The 17,321-nt window shown below is 65.0% G+C and carries 12 protein-coding genes; 7 read left to right on the forward strand and 5 right to left on the reverse strand.

Annotated elements, in window-relative coordinates; all coding sequences use genetic code 11:
* Positions 1-11 precede the first annotated feature (11 nt).
* The 6 genes from flgH (at position 12) to GTK09_RS21860 (ending at position 7,073) form a co-directional block, all read left to right on the forward strand.
* Positions 12-722, forward strand: coding sequence for a flagellar basal body L-ring protein FlgH (gene flgH / locus GTK09_RS21835; RefSeq protein ID WP_163465519.1), 711 nt, complete (start codon positions 12-14; stop codon positions 720-722).
* A 196-nt stretch (positions 723-918) separates the two neighbouring features.
* Positions 919-1,461, forward strand: a complete 543-nt coding sequence (locus GTK09_RS21840; protein WP_163465520.1) for a flagellar basal body-associated FliL family protein — start codon at positions 919-921, stop codon at positions 1,459-1,461.
* Positions 1,458-2,246, forward strand: a complete 789-nt coding sequence (gene fliP / locus GTK09_RS21845; RefSeq protein ID WP_163465521.1) for a flagellar type III secretion system pore protein FliP — start codon at positions 1,458-1,460, stop codon at positions 2,244-2,246. Before GTK09_RS21840 ends, fliP begins: the two co-directional genes overlap by 4 nt.
* A 144-nt stretch (positions 2,247-2,390) precedes the next feature.
* A complete protein-coding gene (locus tag GTK09_RS21850; RefSeq protein ID WP_163465522.1) occupies positions 2,391-3,665 on the forward strand; it encodes a flagellin N-terminal helical domain-containing protein in 1,275 nt (424 codons plus the stop codon).
* Positions 3,666-4,049: 384 nt separating this feature from the next.
* The gene (locus tag GTK09_RS21855; RefSeq protein WP_312869941.1) at positions 4,050-5,318 is read left to right on the forward strand and encodes a flagellin N-terminal helical domain-containing protein; all 1,269 of its coding nucleotides are present in this window, start codon (positions 4,050-4,052) and stop codon (positions 5,316-5,318) included.
* Positions 5,319-5,792: 474 nt separating this feature from the next.
* Entirely contained in the window at positions 5,793-7,073 is a 1,281-nt protein-coding gene (locus GTK09_RS21860; protein ID WP_163465524.1) for a flagellin N-terminal helical domain-containing protein, read from the forward strand.
* A 202-nt stretch (positions 7,074-7,275) separates the two neighbouring features.
* Here GTK09_RS21860 and GTK09_RS21865 read toward each other — a convergent pair whose 3' ends face one another.
* The 5 genes from GTK09_RS21865 to GTK09_RS21885 all read right to left on the reverse strand — a co-directional run bounded on the left by GTK09_RS21865 (position 7,276) and on the right by GTK09_RS21885 (position 16,001).
* Positions 7,276-9,123: an ATP-binding cassette domain-containing protein gene (locus GTK09_RS21865; protein WP_163465525.1), complete on the reverse strand. Its 1,848-nt coding sequence runs from the start codon at positions 9,121-9,123 to the stop codon at positions 7,276-7,278.
* 45 nt (positions 9,124-9,168) lie between these two features.
* Complete coding sequence (locus GTK09_RS21870) at positions 9,169-12,351, reverse strand: efflux RND transporter permease subunit (RefSeq protein WP_163465526.1); 3,183 nt, start codon at positions 12,349-12,351, stop codon at positions 9,169-9,171.
* Positions 12,348-13,757: an efflux RND transporter periplasmic adaptor subunit gene (locus GTK09_RS21875; protein WP_163465527.1), complete on the reverse strand. Its 1,410-nt coding sequence runs from the start codon at positions 13,755-13,757 to the stop codon at positions 12,348-12,350. The genes GTK09_RS21870 and GTK09_RS21875 overlap by 4 nt, the downstream gene beginning before the upstream one ends.
* Before the next feature lie 229 nt (positions 13,758-13,986).
* Positions 13,987-15,675 carry a PRC-barrel domain-containing protein gene (locus GTK09_RS21880; RefSeq protein WP_163465528.1) on the reverse strand — a complete coding sequence of 563 codons (1,689 nt, stop codon included), beginning with the start codon at positions 15,673-15,675 and terminating at the stop codon, positions 13,987-13,989.
* Between the two features lie 161 nt (positions 15,676-15,836).
* A complete protein-coding gene (locus tag GTK09_RS21885; RefSeq protein WP_163465529.1) occupies positions 15,837-16,001 on the reverse strand; it encodes a DUF1328 family protein in 165 nt (54 codons plus the stop codon).
* Between the two features lie 289 nt (positions 16,002-16,290).
* Here GTK09_RS21885 and GTK09_RS21890 point away from each other — a divergent pair, with 289 nt between their 5' ends.
* Complete coding sequence (locus GTK09_RS21890; RefSeq protein WP_163465558.1) at positions 16,291-17,262, forward strand: diacylglycerol/lipid kinase family protein; 972 nt, start codon at positions 16,291-16,293, stop codon at positions 17,260-17,262.
* The last annotated feature ends 59 nt before the right edge of the window (positions 17,263-17,321 follow it).

The raw sequence follows: 17,321 nt of genomic DNA on the forward strand, positions 1-17,321 counted from the left end.
GAGAGGCGTAAGTGACGAAAAGTCTAGTCGCAGTCGTGGCGCTCGTCGCCCTTGCCGGATGTTCGACCACCAAGGAGGACGCGTTGCGCGAGCCCGGCCTGTCGCCGGTCGGCAGCGGGCTGTACGAATACCCGCCGGTGGCGATCCAGCCGGCGGCATTTCCGGCTGCGGGGCCGCGCACGCCGCATTCGCTGTGGAGCGACGATCGCGCCACCTTCTACCAGGACCCGCGCGCTCTCGACGTCGGCGACATCGTCACGGTGAAGATCGAGATCAGCGACCAGGCGAAGCTCGACAACAATTCGAAGCGCTCGCGCACCTCCGACATCGGAGCCTCGCTCGGGCTCGGCGGTTTCTTCGGCACCTGGGTGTTGCCGGACGTCGACGCCTCGCTTTCGGCGGACGACAAGTCGGCGGCCGAGGGCAAGGGAGCGGTCGACCGGTCGGAGAAGATCAACCTTTCCGTCGCGGCGGTCGTCACCCAGAAACTGCCGAACGGCAACCTCTTCATCGCCGGCCAGCAGGAAGTCCGGGTGAACTTCGAGGTCCGGGTGCTGTCGATCGCCGGCATCATCAGGCCGCGCGACATCCTGCCGAACAACACCATCGACTACGACAAGATCGCCGAAGCACGCATCTCCTACGGCGGCCGCGGCCGTCTGACGGAAGTGCAGCAGCCGGGATGGGGCCAGCAGGTCTACGACATCGTCGCCCCCTACTGACGATCGTCCGGTCACTTCTTCGCGAAACCGCCGGCGGGACCTTCGTTCCGTCGGCGGTTTCGCGTCGCCTCGGCGCCTGCGGGCCGGTTCCGCAAGTCTCGCGATAGCGAGCCGGTTTATCGCAAGGTCGAGCGGTCGGGACGGCGGATCATGACGATGCCGAGGCGGACCGTGAGTCAGAGAAGGGCTTTGCTCGATGGCCGAGGCCGACATCCCCGAACTTGACGAAGGCGGCAAGAAGAAGGGCGGCATGATGCCGACCATCATCGCCGTCACGGTGGTGACGCTGATCGCAGCCGGCGCCGGCAGCGGCATCGGAATGATGCTGACGTCGAGCGCCCCGGCGCCTGTAGCCCCCGCTCCTGCACCGGAGCCCGACGCGCACAAGGAGGGCGAGGACCACGGTGAGGCGAAGTCGGACATCGAAACGGCGCACGAAGAGATGGTCCCGCTGCAGCTGATCGAGCTGAAGCCGGTCCTGACCAACATCTATTCGCCCGAGGACGCCTGGCTCCGCATCGAGGCCTCTCTCGTCGTCAAGCAGGACGGCACCCTCAACGGCGAGGTTCTCGCCGCCGAGGTCGAAGCCGACACCCTGGCGTTTCTGAGGTCGGTCCAGCTGGCGCAGGTCGAGGGGTCGCGGGGCCTCCTGCATCTTCGCGACGATCTGCGCGAACGGGCCAAGCTGCGTTCCACCGCGGTCGTCGACTATCTCATCCGCACCATGGTGGCCGAATGAAACGCGGCCTCCTCGCCCTCGGGCTCGCCGGCCTCGTCCTTCTCCTGGCGGCCCATCCGAGCTTTGCGCAGGCGTCGAGCAACGTCGCTCAGACGCTCTCCGATCTCCTCCCGGAAGGCGACGCCTCGGTCTCCGGCCGAATCATCCAGCTTTTCGGCATCGTCACGGTGCTGTCCGTCGCGCCCGGTCTTCTGGTGATGGTCACGTCCTTCACGCGCATCGTCATCGCCCTGTCGATCCTCAGGAGCGGCCTCGGCCTGCAGACGACGCCGGCCAACCTCATCCTGATCTCGCTCTCTCTGTTCATGACCTTCTTCGTCATGGCGCCGACCTTCGACAAGGCGTGGCGCGACGGGCTGCAGCCGATGCTGGAGAACCAGATCACCGAGGAAGAGGCGTTCTACCGCATCTCCGAACCGTTCAAGGAGTTCATGCTCACCCAGGTGAGGGCCTCGGACCTGGCGCTGTTCGACGATCTCGCCTCGACGAACAGCCGCGACCGGGTCGAACCGGAAGAGCAGGGGGCAGCCGACGAGCGCGACGTCGATCTGCGCATCCTCATCCCCGCTTTCATGATCTCCGAGCTGCGTCGGGGCTTCGAGATCGGGTTCCTGATCGTTCTTCCCTTCCTCGTCATCGACATGATCGTCGCGACCCTGACCATGTCCATGGGCATGATGATGCTGCCGCCGACGGTCATCTCGCTTCCGTTCAAGATCTTGTTCTTTGTCCTGATCGATGGCTGGAACATGCTTGTCGGGTCGCTGGTGAGATCGTTCTTTTAGCGTAACAATACTCGGGTTGACTGCTTTAACCGGCGTTTAACGTTAACGAACTAGGTTAAGGCAATCGGCGCCGGCATGAAGCGAGGGCCTTTAGAGGCGGCAGGATCCAATGAGCGGACGACCTGCCCGTAAAGGTTGACTAGTATGACGAGTATCATCACCAACGTCGCGGCAATGACGGCCCTGCAGACGCTCCAGCACACCAATGCGATGCTGGAAGAGACCCAGAACAGGATTTCCACCGGCTATCGGGTTTCGGAAGCCAAGGACAACGCCGCCTACTGGTCGATCGCGACCACCATGCGCTCGGACAACAGCGCGATGTCCGCCGTTGTCGACTCCCTCGGCATCGGTGCTGCGATCGTCGACACCGGCTACACCGCCCTGTCATCGGCCAAGGACGTTCTGTCCGAGATCAAGGCGAAACTGACCACCGCCACCTCCGACGGCGTCGACCGGAGCAAGATCCAGGCCGAGATCGACGCACTACAGGACCAGCTGAAGACGATCTCCGACTCGGCTTCGTTCTCGGGCCAGAACTGGCTTTCGAACACCGATGCGGTGGCGCCGGTCAAGCAGATCATCTCGTCGCTTTCCCGCGGCGCCGATGGGACGCTTTCGGTCGGGTCGATCTCTGTGGATACGAATGGCATCCGCATGTACGCTGCGGGCGCAGGTCTGATGGACAGTGTCATCGACATCGACCAATTCGATGGCGCGCTCGGCACGGCGACGGTCGAGACCACCGCGATCGACTTTGCCAATACCGACGACAAGATCTCATTCTCGGTGTCGCAGAACGGTAATGCGGCCCGCACGGTCGAGATTACCCAGACCACCCTGGCTGCTGCCGGTCTCAGCGATACGACGATCCGTTCGAGCGCCGATCTGAAATTGGTTTACGAGCAGGCCCTCTCGGATGCTGGCATCACGGGCATCGACGTCTCCATCGGCGCTGCTGGCGAGTTGAGCTTCAAGTCGCTCGAGAGCTTCTCTGTGACCAACGCGGCGACGGCGGGTACGTCTGCCATCGCCATCACCGACATGGGTCTCGTGGCGACCGACACCACTGCCGCGCCTGGGGGCGCCTTCTCGGTCAGCGTCGATGCCATCAACATCACCTCGGTCGATTCCGATGAGATCCAAGCCTACATCAAGGTCGTGGACGAGGCGCTGTCGAATGTTACCTCGGCTGCCGCAAGCCTCGGCGCCGTGCAGAACCGCATCGACCTGCAGCAGGAATTCGTCTCCAAGCTGATGGACACGATCGATCAGGGTGTCGGCACGCTGGTCGATGCTGACATGACCGAGGAGTCGACCCGCCTGAAGGCGCTGCAGACCCAGCAGCAGCTCGGCGTCCAGGCCCTGTCGATCGCCAATTCCTCCAGCCAGGCGATCATGCAGCTCTTCCAGAACTGATCCCTCTCCACTCAGCTTCGATCGAAAGAAGGGCCGCCCGTCTGGGCGGCCCTTTTCTTTTGTGGGTCGGTCTCCTGGGAGTTATCTGGCCGTTCGACGATGGCAGTTGACGACAATTTAACCACGTTGCTTCGGCAGGAATTAACCACACCAATTCCACGAAAGTTAACCATAAGAATTAGTCTTAAGAGTCGAGCCGATATTGGCGCGCCCAATTAACGTCTCCGAAGGCATCGCGGCTGCATGTTGTGGGCATAGCGGAGTGGCAAGACGCAAACAAAAGCGGCCACCGGCATGATGCCCTTTCGCTATCCCGGCCGATCCGGATTGTCCCAAAAATTCGATGTACTTGCGTATGGGACGCTTATTCTTATGACCAGCATTATGACGAACGCTTCGGCGATGACCGCTCTGCAGAGCCTGCAGTCGATCAATTCTTCGCTCGACGAGACGCAGAGCCGCATCTCGACCGGCTACCGCGTTGCCGAAGCCCAGGACAACGCCGCCTACTGGTCGATCGCGACCACCATGCGTTCGGACAATCAGGCGATGTCCGCCGTCGTCGACTCGCTCGGCATCGGTGCCGCCACGGTCGACGCCGCCTATACCGGCCTCAACGCCGCCAAGGACGTCCTGTCCGAGATCAAGGCCAAGCTGACGACCGCCACCTCCGACGGCGTCGACAAGGGCAAGGTCCAGGAAGAGATCACCGCTCTTCAGAACCAGCTGAAGACGATCTCCGACTCGGCTTCGTTCTCCGGCCAGAACTGGCTGTCGAACACCGAAGCGACCACCAACAAACAGATCGTCTCCTCGATCTCGCGTGACGCCGCGGGCAGCCTCGGCGTCGGCGCCATCGATGTCGACATCGACAGCTACCGTCTCTACTCGGCCGACGCGGGTATTCTCGACAAGACGATCGACATCGCCCAGTTCGACGGCGTACTCGGCAGCGCCACGGTCGAGACCTCGGCGATCAGCTTCGCCAACGCCAACGACAAGATCTCCTTCACCGTGTCGCAGAACGGTGACGCGGCCCGCACGGTTGAGATCACACAGGCCACCCTGGCCTCTGCCGGCCTCAGCGACACGACGATCCGCTCGAACGCTGATCTGAAGGCGGTCTACGAACAGGCTCTGTCGGATGCTGGCATTGACGGCGTCGAGGTCTCCATCGATGCGACCGACAGTCTGACCTTCACCTCGCTCGAGAGCTTCAAGGTGACCAACGCGGCGACCACCGGCACCTCCGCCATCACCGTGGCAAGCATGGGTCTCGTGGCGACCGACACCACGGCATCGGCCACGGGCACGTTCTCGACCAGCGTCGAGGACATCGACCTGAACACTCTGACGTTGGGTCAGGAATCGGCGCAGATCCAAGCCTACATCAAGGTCGTCGACGAGGCCTTGTCGCAGGTCACCACGGCTGCCGCCAGCATCGGCGCCGTGCAGAACCGTATCGATCTGCAGCAGGAGTTCGTCTCCAAGCTGATGGACACGGTTTCCGAAGGCGTCGGCTCGCTGGTCGATGCCGACATGACCGAGGAGTCCACCCGCCTCAAGGCCCTGCAGACCCAGCAGCAGCTCGGCGTCCAGGCGCTGTCGATCGCCAACAACTCCTCGCAGTCGCTGCTCTCGCTCTTCCGCTAAGCGGCGAGGGGAGGCGTCTCCCCGATCCCAGCGAGTCCAGAATGACGAAAGGCCCGGCACTCCGCCGGGCCTTTCTGCGTTTGTGAGTCATGAACCGTAGTCCCACAGTCGCCGCTGCGGCTCCGTCTCCGCCTTTGTCGCATGAGCGATCATGCGTTTTCCTGCCTGCCGTTAAGCAGGAGTTGGAGAAAAATCTAAGTAAAATTGCGACCGAGATATAGGGTTAATGGGCGTAGTGAATCGACGTGATGAATCATTTCTGTCTTAACTACGATCCTTCGCCTTCCATTAGGCTTGAATCGATGGATGTTCGGATCATTCTTGCGGATTAAGGTTTTGGAGTGAGTCCGGATCTCATGTTGTGTTCATAGCGAAGTGGCCAGATAGAAATGAAATGGCCATGGGCATGATGCCGTTTCGTTATCCCGGCCGATCCGGATTGTTCCTATCTGTCTTGCGTATGGAACGTTAGTTATGACCAGCATCAACACCAATACCGCGGCAATGACGGCTCTGCAGAGCTTGCAGTCGATCAACTCTTCGCTTGAAGACACCCAGAGCCGCATCTCGACCGGCTATCGCGTCTCGGAAGCTCAGGACAACGCCGCCTACTGGTCGATCGCGACCACCATGCGTTCGGACAATCAGGCGATGTCCGCCGTCGTCGACTCGCTCGGCATCGGTGCCGCCACGGTCGACGCCGCCTATACCGGCCTCAACGCCGCCAAGGACGTCCTGTCCGAGATCAAGGCCAAGCTGACGACCGCCACCTCCGACGGCGTCGACAAGGGCAAGGTCCAGGAAGAGATCACCGCTCTTCAGAACCAGCTGAAGACGATCTCCGACTCGGCTTCGTTCTCCGGCCAGAACTGGCTGTCGAACACCGACGCGACCACCACCAAGCAGATCGTCTCCTCGATCTCGCGTGACGCCGCGGGCAGCCTCGGCGTCGGCGCCATCGACGTCAACATCAACAGCCTCCGCCTCTACTCGGCCGACGCGGGTATTCTCGACAAGACGATCGACATCGCCCAGTTCGAAGGCGCCCTCGGTTCCGCCACGGTCGAGACCTCGGCGATCAACTTCGCCAACGCCAACGACAAGATCTCCTTCACCGTGTCGCAGAACGGTGACGCGGCCCGCACGGTCGAGATCACACAGGCCACCCTGGCCTCTGCCGGCCTCAGCGACACGACGATCCGCTCGAACGCTGATCTGAAGGCGGTCTACGAACAGGCTCTGTCGGATGCTGGCATTGACGGCATCGAGGTCTCCATCGATGCGACCGACAGTCTGAGCTTCAGTTCGCTCGAGAGCTTCAAGGTGACCAACGCGGCGACCACCGGCACCTCCGCCATCACCGTGGCAAGCATGGGTCTCGTGGCGACCGACACCACGGCATCGGCCACGGGCACGTTCTCGACCAGCGTCGAGGACATCGACCTGAACACTCTGACGACGGGTCAGGAATCGGCGCAGATCCAAGCCTACATCAAGGTCGTCGACGAGGCCTTGTCGCAGGTCACCACGGCTGCCGCCAGCATCGGCGCCGTGCAGAACCGTATCGATCTGCAGCAGGAGTTCGTCTCCAAGCTGATGGACACGGTTTCCGAAGGCGTCGGCTCGCTGGTCGATGCCGACATGACCGAGGAGTCCACCCGCCTCAAGGCCCTGCAGACCCAGCAGCAGCTCGGCGTCCAGGCGCTGTCGATCGCCAACAACTCCTCGCAGTCGCTGCTCTCGCTCTTCCGCTAAGACCGGCACGCAGCCTTTCGAGGCACCAAGTCATGGAAGGGGCCGCCCGCGAGGGCGGCCCCTTTTTCGTGCCGAGCGGGGTCTCGACGTGCGGCAAAAGCCCCCCATCCGACGGCAGGACATCCGTCTCGTGCGGCCTCTTCCCGCGCGCCGGGCGTCGCCCAGTCAGCCGCAGCGACAGGCTCGCCGCAGCGAGACGGCATCAGCCTTCGATGTCGGCCTTCAGCATTTCGAGTTCCAGCCATTCGTCCTCGGCCGCGGCGAGGGCGGCGCGCTTGTCTTCGATCAGCTTGGCAAGCTGTTGGAAGCGCTCGGGCCGCTTGGAAAACAACAGCGGGTCGGCCATCTCGACCTCGGCCTTCCCGATCGCCGCTTCCAGCTCGGCGATGGTCTTCGGCAGGGTCTCCAGAGCGAATTTCTGCTTGTAGGAAAGTTTTGCGGCATTCGGCTGCCCGGCGGCGGACGAGCCGCTCATGCCGGAGCCGGTCGAACCGGAAGCCTTTGCGCCCGCTTTTCCACTCGACGGGGCCTTCTGCGGCTTCTTCTCCGCCGCCACCGTCTCCCGCCTCTGGGCCAGCATGTCCGAATAGCCGCCGGCATATTCGAGCCAGACGCCGTCGCCGCTCGGCGCGATCACCCCCGTCACCGTCCGGTCGAGGAAGTCGCGGTCGTGGGAGACCAGCAGCACCGTCCCCGGATAGCCGGCGATCAGCTCTTCGAGGAGATCCAGCGTCTCCATGTCGAGATCGTTGGTCGGCTCGTCGAGGACGAGGAGGTTCGCCGGCGTCGCCAGCGTCTTGGCGAGCAAGAGCCGCGCCCGCTCGCCGCCCGACAGCTGGCCGACGGGCGTGCGGATCTGCTCGGGCTGGAAGAGGAAGTCCTTCAGATAGCCGGCGACGTGGCGCGGCTCGCCATTGACCATCACCTGGTCGCCGCGTCCGTCGGTCAGCGCCTCGGCGACGCCGACGTCGTCCCTCAGCGCCGCGCGCTTCTGGTCGAGGAAGGCGAGGTCGAGATTGGTGCCGAGGCGGATCCTGCCGGTATCGGGCTTCAACTCGCCGATCAGCATCTTCAGGAGCGTCGTCTTGCCGGCGCCGTTCGGCCCGACGAGGCCGATCCGGTCGCCCCGGGCGATGCGGGTGGAAAAGTCCTTCACCAGCAGTCGGCCGTCATAGGTCTTGGAGATGCCCTCCGCCTCGATGACCAGTTTGCCGCTTTCCCGCGTCTCGCCCGCCTGCATCACCGCCTGGCCGACGGCGCGCCGCGTATCTCGCCTTTGCTGCCGCATCGCATGCAACTCACCGAGGCGGCGCATGTTGCGGGTGCGGCGGGCGGTGACGCCGTAGCGCAGCCAATGCTCCTCGCGGACGATCTTGCGGTCGAGCTTCTGCAGGTCGCGCTCTTCCTCCTCCAGCACCTTGTCGCGCCAGGCCTCGAAGGCGCCGAAGCCCTCGTCGATGCGCTTCACCCCGCCGCGGTCGAGCCAGACCGTCGCCCGCGTCACCGTCTGCAGAAAGCGCCGGTCGTGGCTGATGATCACGAGCGCGCTCTTCATCGAGCGAATCTCGTCTTCCAGCCATTCGATGGTCGGCAGGTCGAGGTGGTTCGTCGGCTCGTCGAGGAGGACGATGTCGGGCTCGGGTGCCAGCGCCTTGGCCAGTGCCGCGCGCCGCGCCTCGCCGCCGGAGAGATTGGCCGGAACCATGTCTTCCGTCAGGCCGAGGGATTCGATCAGGAAGGTGACGCGGTAGGGATCGTCGGCCGGGCCGAGGCCGTCGGCGACATAGTCGCCGACCGTCTGGAAACCGCCGAAATCCGGCTCCTGGGCGAGGTAGCGCAGGGTCGTCCCGGGCTTCAGGAAGACCTCGCCGCGGTCGGGCTCGACCTGGCGGGCGGCAATCTTCAGAAGCGTCGATTTGCCGGAGCCGTTGCGGCCGACCAGCGCGATCCGGTCGCCCGGAAGGACGTTGAGTTCGACGCCGGTAAGCAGCGGTGTGCCGCCGAAGGTGAGCGCGGCGCCATCGAGGCGCAGAAGGGGAGGGGGTGCCATCCGCGCCTTCTATCCGGCCGAAGCTCGCCCGGAAAGAGGCTATGGCTATTCGGCGGGCGCCGGATGCCCGCCATGGCCTTCGCGTCCCGCCTCCTCATCCTCCTCCAGCGCATGGCGACGCTCGGCGACCGCGACATCGCGGTGGAGCTCTGCCGTGCGCTCCGACACCGGCGCGGAAAACCGGCCGAGGAGCAGATAGGCGACCGGCGTGACGTAGAGCGTCGAGAAAGTGGCGAGACCGAGACCGCCGACGATGACGTAGCCGAGGGCCACCCTGGCCTCGGCCCCGGCGCCTGACGCCAGGACCAGGGGCACGCCGCCGACCACGGTCGCCACCATGGTCATCATCACCGGCCGAAGGCGAATGAGGCAGGCCTGCTCGATCGCCTCGCGCAGGGGGATGCCTCTTTCCCGCAATTGATTGGCGAATTCGACGATCAGGATGCCGTTCTTGGCCATGATCCCGACCAGGAGGACGAGGCCGATCTGGCTGTAGAGATTGAGGCTCATCCCGAAGAAGGAGAGGGCGAAGATCGCGCAGGCGATGCCGAGGGGCACCGTGGCGATGATGATGAAGGCCGAGACGAAGCTTTCGAACTGGGCGGCGAGGACGAGGACGATGATGACGAGGGCGAAGCCGAACACGAGCGCGAGGCCGTTGTTGGTCTCGCTCAACGTGGCCGCTTCCGCCAGCGGGATCAGACGCTGGGTCTGCGGCAGCATGTCTTCGGCGAAGGTCTGTGCGTCGATCCAGGCATCCTGGATGGCGTAGCCGTCGGGGATCGAGGCGGTGATCGCCACCGCGCGGCTGCGGTTCTCGCGTTCGAGCGAGGGTGCGATCGGCTTCTCGGTGATCGTCGCGACGGTCGACATCGGCACGATCCGCCCGTCCGAGGCCTTGAGGAAGACGTTCCGGAGGTCACCGGGATCGTTGACCGGATCGCTGGTGGTGATCAGCCGGATCGGCACTTCCTTGTCGGCGATGTAGGTCTGGCCGATCTCGCGCCCGTCGAGCAGTGCCTGCATGGCGTTGGCGAGGCCGTCGATGTCGATGCCGAGGTCGGAGGCGCGAGCCCGGTCGATGACGACGGAAAGCTGCGGCTGGGTGGCGTCGTTGGAAAGCCGCACGGTGCCCCAGCGGCCGTCCTTCTGCATCGCCTCGACGAGCTTGTCCGCGCTTTCGGAGAGTTCGTCGAAGTTCTGGCCGGCGATGGCGAATTGCAGGCCCTGGCCGCCGCCGCGGATGCCGAGCGAGTTCGGCTGGATCGCGAAGGCCCGCACACCGGCGATATTCCTCAGCTTGCCGTTGATCTCGCCGACGATCTGCTGCTGCGTGCGGTCGCGCTCGGCCCAGTCGGCCAGGCTGACGACCATGAAGGCCTGGTTGGCGCCGCCGCGGCCGGTGATGGCGAAGACGTTCTTCGCCTCGCCCGAATCGACATAGGGCATCAGGATGTCTTCCACCCGCCGCACCTGGGCGTTGGTATAGTCGAGGCTCGCCCCCTGCGGTCCGCTGACGCGCATCAGGACGACGGCGCGGTCCTCCGACGGGGTGAGTTCCTGCGGCATCGTCGTGAAGACGGTGTAGGCGCTGAACGAGAACAGCGCCGCGGCGGCGACAACGACCACCGGAAAGGTCAGGCAGAAGCGCAGCGTGACGGCGTAGAAACCGGCGAGGCGGGCCCCCACCCAGCGGATCGCCCGGGCGAAGATGCCCGGCTTCGCTTCGTCCTCGCGGGCCTTCAGGAAGGTCGCCGCCAGCATCGGGCAGAGGGTGAGGGCGATGAAGGAGGAAATGACCACGGCCGCGGCGAGGACGTAGCCGAACTCCTTGAACAGCCCCCCCGCCTGACCGGGGAGAAAGGAGATCGGCACGAAGACGGCGGCGAGCGTCGCGGTCGTCGAGACCACGGCGAAGAACATCTCGCGGGCGCCGATGACGGCCGCGGCCCTGGGCTTGGCCCCCATGTCGCGCCAGCGCACGATGTTTTCCAGAACGATGATGGCGTCGTCGACCACGAGGCCGGTCGCCAGGACGAGGGCGAGCAGGGTCAGGATATTGACCGAAAAGCCCATGACGTAAATGAAGCTGACGACGCCGATGAGGGCAATCGGCATGGTGACGGCGGGAATGAACGTCGCCCGGAAATTCAACAGGAACAGGAAGATCACCGCGACGACGATGACGACGGCGAGCCCGATGGCGAGTTCGACCTCGTGCAGCGCGCCGTTGATGAAGGTCGCGTCGTCGCTCGTCACCTCGACATGGACGCCGTCGGGAACGGTGCGGTTGAGATTGGCGACCTCGCGGCGGACGCCCTCGGAAATGTCGAGGGTGGAAGAGCCGGCCTGGCGCACGACGCCGAGGCCGATGCCGGTCTCGCCGTTGCGCCTGAGCTGCGAGGCGGCCTCGTCCGGGCCGAACCGCACGGATGCGACGTCGCCGATCTGCGTGCGGTCGTCGAGATAGATCGCCTCGAATTCCTGCGGCGAGTTGACGTTGGCATCCGCCCGGACGATCAGCTGCTGGCTCGGCGAAGCCAGCGATCCGGCGGGAACGTCCATCGCGGCGTTCTGCAGCGCCGTCGCGACGTTGCCGAGGGTCAGGCCTCGGGTCGCCAGCTTGTCGGGATCGATGTCGACATAGATCAGCTTCTCGCGTTCGCCGTAGACCTGCAGGTCGGCGACGCCGTCGACGGCGGCGAGTTGGTCGGCGATGCGATCCTCGACGAGAGTCGTCAGATCCTCGATCTTCATGTTCTTGGCGGTGACGGCGAGGCGCATGATCGCCTGGGCGTCGGCGTCGGCCTTGACGATGCGCGGCTCGTCGGCGCCTTCGGGAAGCTGGTTGGAGATCCGGCTGACGGCATCGCGCACGTCGCTCGCCGCGACGTTGAGGTCGGTGGCGTCGGAGAACTCGATGGTGACCCGGGCGTCGCCGAATTCCGACTGGGATGAGATCGACTCGATGCCGGTGACCCGGGCGACGGCGCTCTCGATCTGGCTGGTGATCTGGCGATCGATCGTCTCCGGGCTCGCTCCGTCGAAATTGACGGAAACGGTGATCACCGGCCGGTCGACATTCGGCAGTTCGCGGATTTCGACGGCGTTGAGGGCTGCGAGACCGGCGACGACGATCAGGAGATTTAGGACGATGGTGAAGACCGGCCGCCGGATGAACAGGCTGGTGAAGGCGGTCAGGCCGTCGATCGGCGCGTCGGGCTTCACCGGCCGGTCTCCTTGCCGCCGGACGCGGCGGCGGGGGAGGTTTCGCCGGGCGTCGACGGCGATCCGGGCGGGGCCGGCGGCGGAGCGGACATTTCCCTCGCGACGGCCGAGCCGATGAGGCCGGCCTGGCGGTTCGCCGCAGCATCCGCCTGCGAACGCCGCTCACGCGCGGTGCCAGCCGTGCCGGTGTCCGAACCCGGCGATGCGCCGCTGGCGACCGGCGATGCGCCGCTGGCGACCGGCGAGGCGCGATCCTCCGGGCCGGTTCGGACCTCGATGCCGGGGCGCATCGACTGGAGGCCCTCCACCACGACGGCGTCGCCGGCTGCAAGGTCGCTCGAGGAGACGAGGACCCTGTCGATGTTGCGCTCGATGATCGAGATCTGCGCCTTGACGGCCTTGCCGTCGACGATCTTCCAGACGATCGGTCCGGTCCGCTCCCAGACCACCGAAAGGGGGTCGACCGAGAGGAATTCCTTGCCTTCAAGGGAGAGCGACACCGCAAAGGACATGCCGGGCCGCAGCGTATCGTCCCCGTTGTCCACCAGCGCTTCTGTACGAAGCGTCCGGCTCGCCTCGTCGAGGCGGCTGTCGATCGCGCTGATGCGGCCCTTGAACACCGCTCCCGGCTGGGCGGTCGGAACCGCATGGACCGGCGCATCCCGCTTCAGTTCGGCGACGAAGCTCTCGGGGGTGTAGAAGACCACCTTTATCTCGGCGCGGTCGTCGACCGTGGCGATCGCGGTCTGGGAGCCGACGAGATCGCCCGTGTCGACGGAGAGGATTCCGATCCGCCCGGCGATCGGCGCCCGCACGGTGCGCTTTTCCAAGGCGATCTCGGCGGTGCGAAGGTCGAGCCGCGCATTGTCGCGCTCGCGGATGACGTCGTTCACCTCGACGCTGGAAATGGTGCGCGACTGCTGCAGCCGCTGGTAGCGGGTGAGCTTCTCGTTGGCCGCGTCGATGGCGATCCGGGCTCTTGCGACGGCGAGTTCTTCCGACGAATGCTCCAGAACGACGAGCGGGTCGCCGGCCGCCACCTCGTCGCCCGAGCGCACGGCGACGGTCTCGATCACGCCGGTCGTATTGTCGGGATAGACCGTGACGGAGCGCGCCGCCTCGCCGGTGCCGATGGCGCGCATTTCCGTGCGGGTGCGGCCGGTCTCGACGGGATTGACCACGACGAGCTGCGGGCCGCCGCCGCGCGAGCGCCCGGCCGTCGCCGTCGCCGCCGGAGTTTCGCTGCCCTCCGGAGCAAGCCATGCGATCGCCTCGCGCACCGGGCCCGGCATCGGCAGGCCGGACGAGAGCAGTGCCTGCCCGGCAGAGGGATCGATCTTCACATAGGCGGCCGCCATCAGCACCAGCACGACCAGGGTGACGAGGATTTGCCGGATGATGGCCATGCGTGGCGGGTCTCCGAATTTCGGTTGCGCGACTGCTCGCGGATCATCTCACGAGCATATTGGACAATCCGGCAGATTTACTTGCAACACGTAACGAATTGTAATTGGGGGGAGCGATCGCAGCTCCCGCATCGCGATCTGCGGCGCATCCGGGACCCTCTTCTCGCAAAAAAGGGCCCGCCATGCAGCGGGCCCTCCAATCATTTTGTCGTGCGAAAGAGTTGCGCGGTCAGTTTGCCGGCTGAGCCGCACCCTCGGCCGGCTGGCTCGCCGCGCCGGACTGGTTCGACATCGTCGCGCCGGTGTCGGCACCACCCTCGAGCCGCATGGAGTCGCGGTTCTCGGCGTAGGTGTCCTTGTTGTACTCGGGCGCGTTGTTCAGCTGGTCCTCGGTGAACTGGGTGTAGAGGTACAGCTTGCCGTCCTGGTCCCGCATGAAGTTCAGATTGTCCATGCCGAGCGCCACCGGCTTCTCGCCGATGCCGAGGAAGCCGCCGACGTCGACGATCACGGCATCGACCCGGCCGTCGGCATTCAGCGCGATGTCGCCGATGTCGCCGACACTCTCGTCGTTCGGACCGTAGACGGTGGTGCCCATCAGGTCGTCGGCCGTGAGCGTCGCATCGTCCTGAACCTCAGTCAGACCCTGGCGCTGGCTGCCACCGGTCGAAGCCGTCGTGGTCGCGTCGCCCTGAGTATTCATGGTGTTCTGCGCGGTCTGTTCCGCCTGATCACCGGCATTGTCCATGGCCTGACCGGTGTTCTGAGCGGTCTGCTCGGCCTGGTTGCCGGCCGTCGACATCGCCGAACCTGCGGCCGCACCAGCCGCTGCGCCCGTGGTCGTCGCGGCCGTCTGGTCGTTCTGCGCCGCCGGCTGCGTGCCGTCGTTCGCGGCCATCTGGTCGGCCGGCTTCTCGTCGTCGAACTCCGGAGCCTGGGTCAGCGCGTCCTTGTCGAGCGCGGCGGTGATGCGCGGCTCGTCGTCGCCGTTGCGGGTCATGTTCAACTGGTCGAACGGAACCGCGACGTCTTTCTCGCCGATGCCGAGGAAGCCGCCGACGCCGAGGACTGCCGCATCGACCTGCCCGGACGAAGCGAGGACGAGGTCCTTCACGTCGCCGATGTCGCTGGCGTCATCGCCTGGGCCGGAATAGATCTCGCTGCCGATCAGGTTCTGGGTGAGATACTGGTCGGAGCCGACGGTGGCCGGATATTCGGTCGAATTCGCGTCGGCCGCGGAAGCCTGACGATCGGTCTTGCCCGCCGCCATGTTGGCGCTGTCGTTCGCGGCCATCGACTGGTCCGCGGAACCGTCAGCCGGCTGGGCCGCCATCTGGTCGCCGGAGGCGCCAGCATTGCCGGTGGCCATGGTCGAGCCGTCGGCCGGCTGCATGGCGCCGGTGTCGGTCGAAGCCTGCTGCTGCGCGGCCTGCTGCTCGTCACGGGTCTGGAACGTCGGGGCGCTGGCGAGCTCGTTCATGTCGCCCTTCAGAACGGCGCGGGGCTCGTTGTCCTGGCCCATCGTCCAACCGATCTTCTGGAAGGGGATGGCGACGACCTTGGACTCGTCGTTGACCGTGGCGTCGACGATCGCCGCGACGACCTTACCGTCGCTGCCGACGAGGAAGTTCTGGATGTCGCCGATCGACTGGGCATCCTCGCCTTCGCCGTCATAGAGGCTCTTGCCGTTGAGATTGGAGGCAAGATACTGATCGGTCGAGAGCTTGGTGAGGAAATTGCCGGAGGCGGCAGCCTGGCTGTCGCCGGACATGGCCTGTCCGCTCGACATCGCGTCGCCGGTCGTTTGCGAGGCTGCTGGTGCCTGGGCCGGCTGGCCAGTGGTGGCCGCGTCCTGGGCCAGGGCCGGCGCGGTCAAGAATGCGGCGATTGCCGTCGTTGCGAGAAGCTTGCGGATCATCGTGAAAACCTTCGTCTATATTAGAGATAGACAGGCGCATGGGGCTCGTCGGGACGACAGAGCCTGCGCCGTGTGGATGGCTGGATAACTGGCCATCCACCGAAAGGTTCCAGAAAGTCCGCCGTTTCCGGCGGATCTTTCGCATCGGTCGCAGCGCCCGATCAGGCGATGATGATCACGCCGAACAATAGCAGAAGCAGCAGGCCGGCAAGCACGATGAAGATGAGGATCTTGGCGATTCCTGCCGAGACTCCGGCGATGCCACGGAAGCCGAGAAGACTGGCAATCGCGGCGACGATCAAGAGAATGATAATCCATTCGATCATTACGAACTCCTTAGAAATCGCTCCAGCACGAGACGACGCCGGTCGTCCCCGTTCGCCCATCTAGGGCCCATCGCGGCCATGAGGATGGAGAATGTCGGGAAAGCGCGCGAATATCGGCCGGCTCGGCGATCATCGAAGAGGCTATCGGCACGGTGCGGCGTCCGACCTTCCGAGCGTCGATGTTTCCCTCCCCGCCGCGCGTCGCCGTCGACATTCGACGGAGAATGCCTAGTTCAAGGGCTCGAACGCACGCATGCGCGGCGTCTGCAGTTGGATGGTTTCTTTCCCGATGCGAATATTGGCGCTTCTGAATGGTGATGGCGGCACCCTCAAGACGACGGATCTCGACTGGCTGTCGGAGCTGATCGAGGACGAGTTCGCCGTCCATGGCCATGGCATCACGGTGGAGGTCTGCGCCGGCAAGGACATCGTCGCGGCGATCGAGCAGGCAGCCAAGCGCGACGACGTCGACGTGCTTCTGGTCGGCGGCGGGGACGGAACCGTGTCTGCGGCGGCATCGGCGGTGTTCGGCACCGATACGGCGCTCGCCATCCTGCCGGCAGGAACGATGAACCTCTTTGCCCGGACGCTGCAGATCCCGTTGAATTTGGAAGCCGCGGTCAAGGCGCTCGCCGGCGGGAGGATCACCAAGGTCGACGTCGCCACCGTCAACGGCAAGCCCTTCGTCCACCAGTTCGCCGCCGGCCTCCACGCCAGGATGGTGCGCTTCCGCGAAAAGATCACCTACCGCTCCCGGATCGGCAAGATATGGGCGACGACGCGGGCCATCGCGCTCGCCTTCCGCAAACTGCCCAAGGTCGAGATCCTGATCAAGGTCGACGGCCGCACCGAGCGGCTGCTGTGTTCGGCGATCGCGATCTCCAACAATCTCTACGGGCCGGATCACGTGCCGTTCGCCGACAACCCGAAAGGCGGGGTACTCGGCGTCTACATCTGCACCGAACGCAACATCAACAAGGTCGCCAAGCTGACGCTCGACATCCTGACCGGGAGGTGGCGCGGCAACGCCTCGCTCGTGGTCAAGACGGCCAAGCACGTGCAGCTGGCGCATCGCGGCAAGCCGCGCTCCAACCGCGCGGTCCGCGACGGCGAGCTGGAACTCCTGGACGATCTTTCCGAGGTCGAACTCCACCCACTCGGCCTCAGCGTCCTCGTACCGGCAGAGGCGACCTATCTGGAGCACCCGGTGACGGAGAAGGGAAAAGCGGCGTCGCCGCCGGCCGAGGCCGAGGCGCGATGAGCGCGGGGCAACGGCGATTGTGAGGCCCTCGCTGGGGCGCGGTTACAGCCCGGCTATGT

The sequence above is a fragment of the Jiella pacifica genome (genome assembly GCF_010500815.1).
GTDB lineage: Bacteria > Pseudomonadota > Alphaproteobacteria > Rhizobiales > Rhizobiaceae > Jiella > Jiella pacifica.